The sequence below is a fragment of the Bacillus haikouensis genome, assembly GCF_013179555.1.
Lineage (GTDB): Bacteria > Bacillota > Bacilli > Bacillales > Bacillaceae_B > Rossellomorea > Rossellomorea haikouensis_A.
Genome location: NZ_JABMCR010000350.1, coordinates 1 through 3,633, shown reverse-complemented (window position 1 = coordinate 3,633; position 3,633 = coordinate 1). Strand labels below are relative to the sequence as shown.

The window sequence follows — 3,633 nt, the reverse complement described above, 5'->3', positions numbered from 1 at the left end:
GTGATGGACGTCAAATCGAAACAGTTGGAACTTACAACCCGGTTGCTAAGCCAGCTGAAGTGAAAATCGACGAAGAGCTTGCTCTTAAATGGTTATCAAATGGTGCGAAGCCATCTGACACAGTTCGTAACCTATTCTCAAAACAAGGCATTATGGAAAAATTCCACAATGCTAAAAACAGCAAGTAATCGATCAGATCGATGAAAGATCTTATTCTAACGATTGTGAAACCCTTAGTCGACCGTCCAGACGATGTCCGTATCGATATCGAAGAAGGATCCAATGGAATAACTTATAAGTTGACTGTTCATCCTGAGGACATGGGCAAGGTCATCGGGAAACAAGGGAGAGTAGCTAAATCGATTCGAACTGTGGTATACGCTGCAGCAGGATCTTCACAACAGAAGAAAATCTTCTTGGAGATTGTTGAATGAGACCGGTAAATTACCGCATTCAATCCACTCTATGAGAGCAGGGGACTGACCCAGAAAAAGGTTCATACAGCCTTATCAAGTCAGTCCCCTTTTTCATATCTTTAAACACATACAAAAAGATAACTCCCTAAGAAAGCACCCTTTATCAAGTCATCAGCGGGGGTGAAATAAGGAGGGGACGAACGTTTGAATATTATACATACGATAACAGTGAAACAAGTACTGACAGAAAGCACGAAACAAGCTCTTTCAAAACGATATGAGAATCAAAAACACTATTTGAAACGAGAGCATGAACAGCTTCAATTCGAATGGAAAAAAATTGAACGTTCAAAAAAATATCCTTCCCATAAATTAAGCCAGCACTTTCAAAAGGAAATGAATGAGAAGCTTGAGAAAATCAAGCTGTTGGATTTTCAGTTGGAGCAGTTGGATATCCTGCCCATCGGCAGTGAATTGAAAGAGAAAGAAGTTCAAGGTATGATAGATATTCAAGTTGGTGACAATTGGGATGAAGAGACATTATCGAAATCAATTATTATAGAAGATGGAATCGTAAAAGAAATTCGGTGACAACACGAGGTGGTAGTATGGAAAAATGGTTTAATGTCGGTAAAATTGTAAATACTCATGGGGTCAAAGGCGAGGTGAAAGTTGTTTCAAGCACTGATTTTCCTGAGGAGCGTTATCAAAAAGGGAATAACCTTCACCTTTTTCTTCCTAATAGGAAAGAACCTGTTTCGTTAGTCATTGAATCTCACAGAACGCATAAAAATTTTGATCTCTTAACGTTTGAGGGATTCAACGATATCAATCAGGTGGAAATATTCAAAGAGGGTATTCTCAAGGTTCAGGAAGATCAGCTGCAGGATCTCGAAGAAGGTGAATATTATTATCATGAGATTGTCGGCTGTAAAGTCGTAACCGGCGAGGGTGAAGAGATAGGTACAGTGAAAGAGATCCTGAGCCCTGGGGCAAACGATGTATGGGTGGTGAAGGGAGAGAAAGGCAAAGAGCATTTGATCCCTTATATTGAGGATGTTGTCAAAGAAATTGATATTGAAAAAGGTTATATAATGATTGAACCTCTGGAAGGGTTGCTTTCATGATGAAAATAGATGTATTGTCACTTTTCCCTTCCATGTTTCAGGGGATTTTTGGAGAGTCGATCCTGAAGAAAGCCAGTGAAAAGCAGGCTGTTTCATATAATGTAGTCAATTTCCGCGAGCATGCCGATAACAAACATAGCCAGGTGGATGACTACCCTTATGGCGGGGGGGCAGGAATGGTCCTCAAACCACAGCCGATATTTGATGCAGTCGATAGCCTCAAAAGCGAAAATGATACAAAACCACGTGTCATCTTGATGTGTCCTCAAGGGGAACCCTATACTCAAGCTAAGGCTGAGGAATTAGCAAAAGAAGAGCATCTGATTATCATTTGCGGTCATTATGAGGGATATGACGAGAGAATCCGTGAACATGTAGTCACGGATGAAATTTCAATCGGCGACTACGTGTTAACTGGCGGAGAACTTGGTGCGATGGTGGTCATCGATAGTGTAGTCAGGCTGCTGCCGGGGGTTCTTGGTAACGAAGATTCACCGATACTGGATTCGTTTTCTTCAGGACTTCTTGAGCATCCTCATTATACACGTCCGGCAGATTTCCGGGGAATGAAAGTACCGGATGAGTTAATCTCCGGTAACCATCGATTAATTGAAGAATGGAGAGAAAGGGAGAGTTTAAGAAGGACGTTCGAAAGAAGACCGGACCTATTAGAGAATCACTCTCTATCGGATAAACAAAAACAATGGATAGAGAAATGGAAAAAGTCCAGATAACTATTGCTTCCTGACAATCAATATGTTACTATATTCTTTGTGGCTTGGGGAGTTATCCACAATGCCACTGATCCCGATGTTCCGCTGCAATCCATTGCTTTTGTATGAGCATCTGTTGGAAGGAGTTGAATAAGATGCACAAATTAATCGAAGATATTACTAAAGAACAACTTCGCTCTGATCTACCATCTTTCCGTCCTGGTGATACAGTACGTGTACACGTTAACATCGTTGAGGGTACTCGTGAACGTATTCAGGTGTACGAAGGAGTAGTAATCAAACGCCGTGGCGGCGGTATCAGCGAAACATTCACTGTTCGTAAAATTTCTTACGGTGTAGGTGTTGAGCGTACATTCCCTGTACACACACCAAAAATCGCTAAACTTGAAGTTATTCGTCGCGGTAAAGTCCGTCGTGCGAAACTTTACTACCTGCGCAACCTTCGCGGTAAAGCAGCTCGTATCAAGGAAATTCGATAATCAAGAACGTTTGGAAAGGAGCTTGGAGACAAGCTCCTTTTCTTCTTGTTTACAGGGCGTAAAATTGACTCTCTGATTGATTCGGAGTAGTTGGGGCTAATGGAGTAATTCCTCCTTTTTTAATGAGAAATAATGGATTTTCTAGTAGAATAGATAAGGATAGGAAATTACATTGGGTGGTGGATGTGTTGGCGAAAGAGAAAAACGAATGGTGGGAGTGGATGAAAGCTCTTCTGATTGCCGTTGGATTGGCAGCAATCATCAGATATTTCTTATTTGCCCCAATTGTAGTAGACGGGTTATCTATGATGCCTACCTTACATAACGGAGATCGAATGATCGTCAGTAAACTCGGTGAGCCTGAACGCTTTGATATTGTTGTATTCCATGCCCCTGAGCAGAAAGACTATATCAAGCGGGTAATCGGTTTGCCTGGAGATAAAATAGAATATAAGAATGATACATTATATGTAAACGGGAAAGCATATAAAGAGCCCTACTTAAAAGAATATAAAGATCAGGTTAGTGATGGGCCGTTAACAGAAGACTTTTCTTTGAAAGATATCATAGACAGGGAAACCGTACCCGAAGGTCAGATCTTTGTGATGGGTGACAACCGCCGGTTCAGTAAAGACAGCCGTCATATCGGAACGGTTCCATTTGAAGAAGTGATCGGTGACACGAAGTTTATTTATTGGCCTGTTAAAGATATGGGATTAGTGAAATAATAAAAGCAGTTTGGAGGTGGTTATATGACCATTCAATGGTTTCCGGGACATATGGCTAAAGCCCGCAGGCAGGTAACCGAAAAGTTAAAGCTGGTCGATATCGTCATCGAACTTGTTGATGCTCGAATTCCCTTATCATCCAGAAATCC

At 41.3% G+C, this 3,633-nt stretch carries 7 protein-coding genes and 1 pseudogene; all 8 read left to right on the top strand.

What is annotated here, in order from left to right; all coding sequences use genetic code 11:
• Positions 1-188, top strand: a 188-nt coding sequence (gene rpsP / locus HP456_RS21250) for a 30S ribosomal protein S16 (RefSeq protein ID WP_172254817.1), incomplete at its 5' end; no start/stop codon positions are given.
• Between the two features lie 12 nt (positions 189-200).
• Complete coding sequence (locus tag HP456_RS21245; RefSeq protein WP_172254815.1) at positions 201-434, top strand: KH domain-containing protein; 234 nt, start codon at positions 201-203, stop codon at positions 432-434.
• A 186-nt stretch (positions 435-620) separates the two neighbouring features.
• Positions 621-1,007, top strand: a complete 387-nt coding sequence (locus tag HP456_RS21240) for a YlqD family protein (protein WP_172254813.1) — start codon at positions 621-623, stop codon at positions 1,005-1,007.
• 17 nt (positions 1,008-1,024) lie between these two features.
• On the top strand, positions 1,025-1,543 hold the full coding sequence (rimM, locus tag HP456_RS21235; RefSeq protein WP_172254811.1) for a ribosome maturation factor RimM: 519 nt from the start codon (positions 1,025-1,027) through the stop codon (positions 1,541-1,543).
• On the top strand, positions 1,543-2,277 hold the full coding sequence (gene trmD, locus HP456_RS21230) for a tRNA (guanosine(37)-N1)-methyltransferase TrmD (protein ID WP_172254819.1): 735 nt from the start codon (positions 1,543-1,545) through the stop codon (positions 2,275-2,277). The genes rimM and trmD overlap by 1 nt, the downstream gene beginning before the upstream one ends.
• Before the next feature lie 134 nt (positions 2,278-2,411).
• The gene (gene rplS, locus HP456_RS21225; protein ID WP_032088854.1) at positions 2,412-2,756 is read left to right on the top strand and encodes a 50S ribosomal protein L19; all 345 of its coding nucleotides are present in this window, start codon (positions 2,412-2,414) and stop codon (positions 2,754-2,756) included.
• 188 nt (positions 2,757-2,944) lie between these two features.
• The gene (gene lepB / locus HP456_RS21220; RefSeq protein WP_281358108.1) at positions 2,945-3,484 is read left to right on the top strand and encodes a signal peptidase I; all 540 of its coding nucleotides are present in this window, start codon (positions 2,945-2,947) and stop codon (positions 3,482-3,484) included.
• A 24-nt stretch (positions 3,485-3,508) separates the two neighbouring features.
• Positions 3,509-3,633: pseudogene (locus HP456_RS21215) on the top strand (ribosome biogenesis GTPase YlqF); the annotation flags it as partial.

Excerpts from the sequence above, each read along its gene's own strand:
- rplS (WP_032088854.1), top strand. The coding sequence starts at position 2,412 with ATGCACAAATTAATCGAAGATATTACTAAAGAACAACTTCGCTCTGAT.
- trmD (WP_172254819.1), top strand. The coding sequence starts at position 1,543 with ATGAAAATAGATGTATTGTCACTTTTCCCTTCCATGTTTCAGGGGATT.
- rimM (WP_172254811.1), top strand. The coding sequence starts at position 1,025 with ATGGAAAAATGGTTTAATGTCGGTAAAATTGTAAATACTCATGGGGTC.
- HP456_RS21245 (WP_172254815.1), top strand. The coding sequence starts at position 201 with ATGAAAGATCTTATTCTAACGATTGTGAAACCCTTAGTCGACCGTCCA.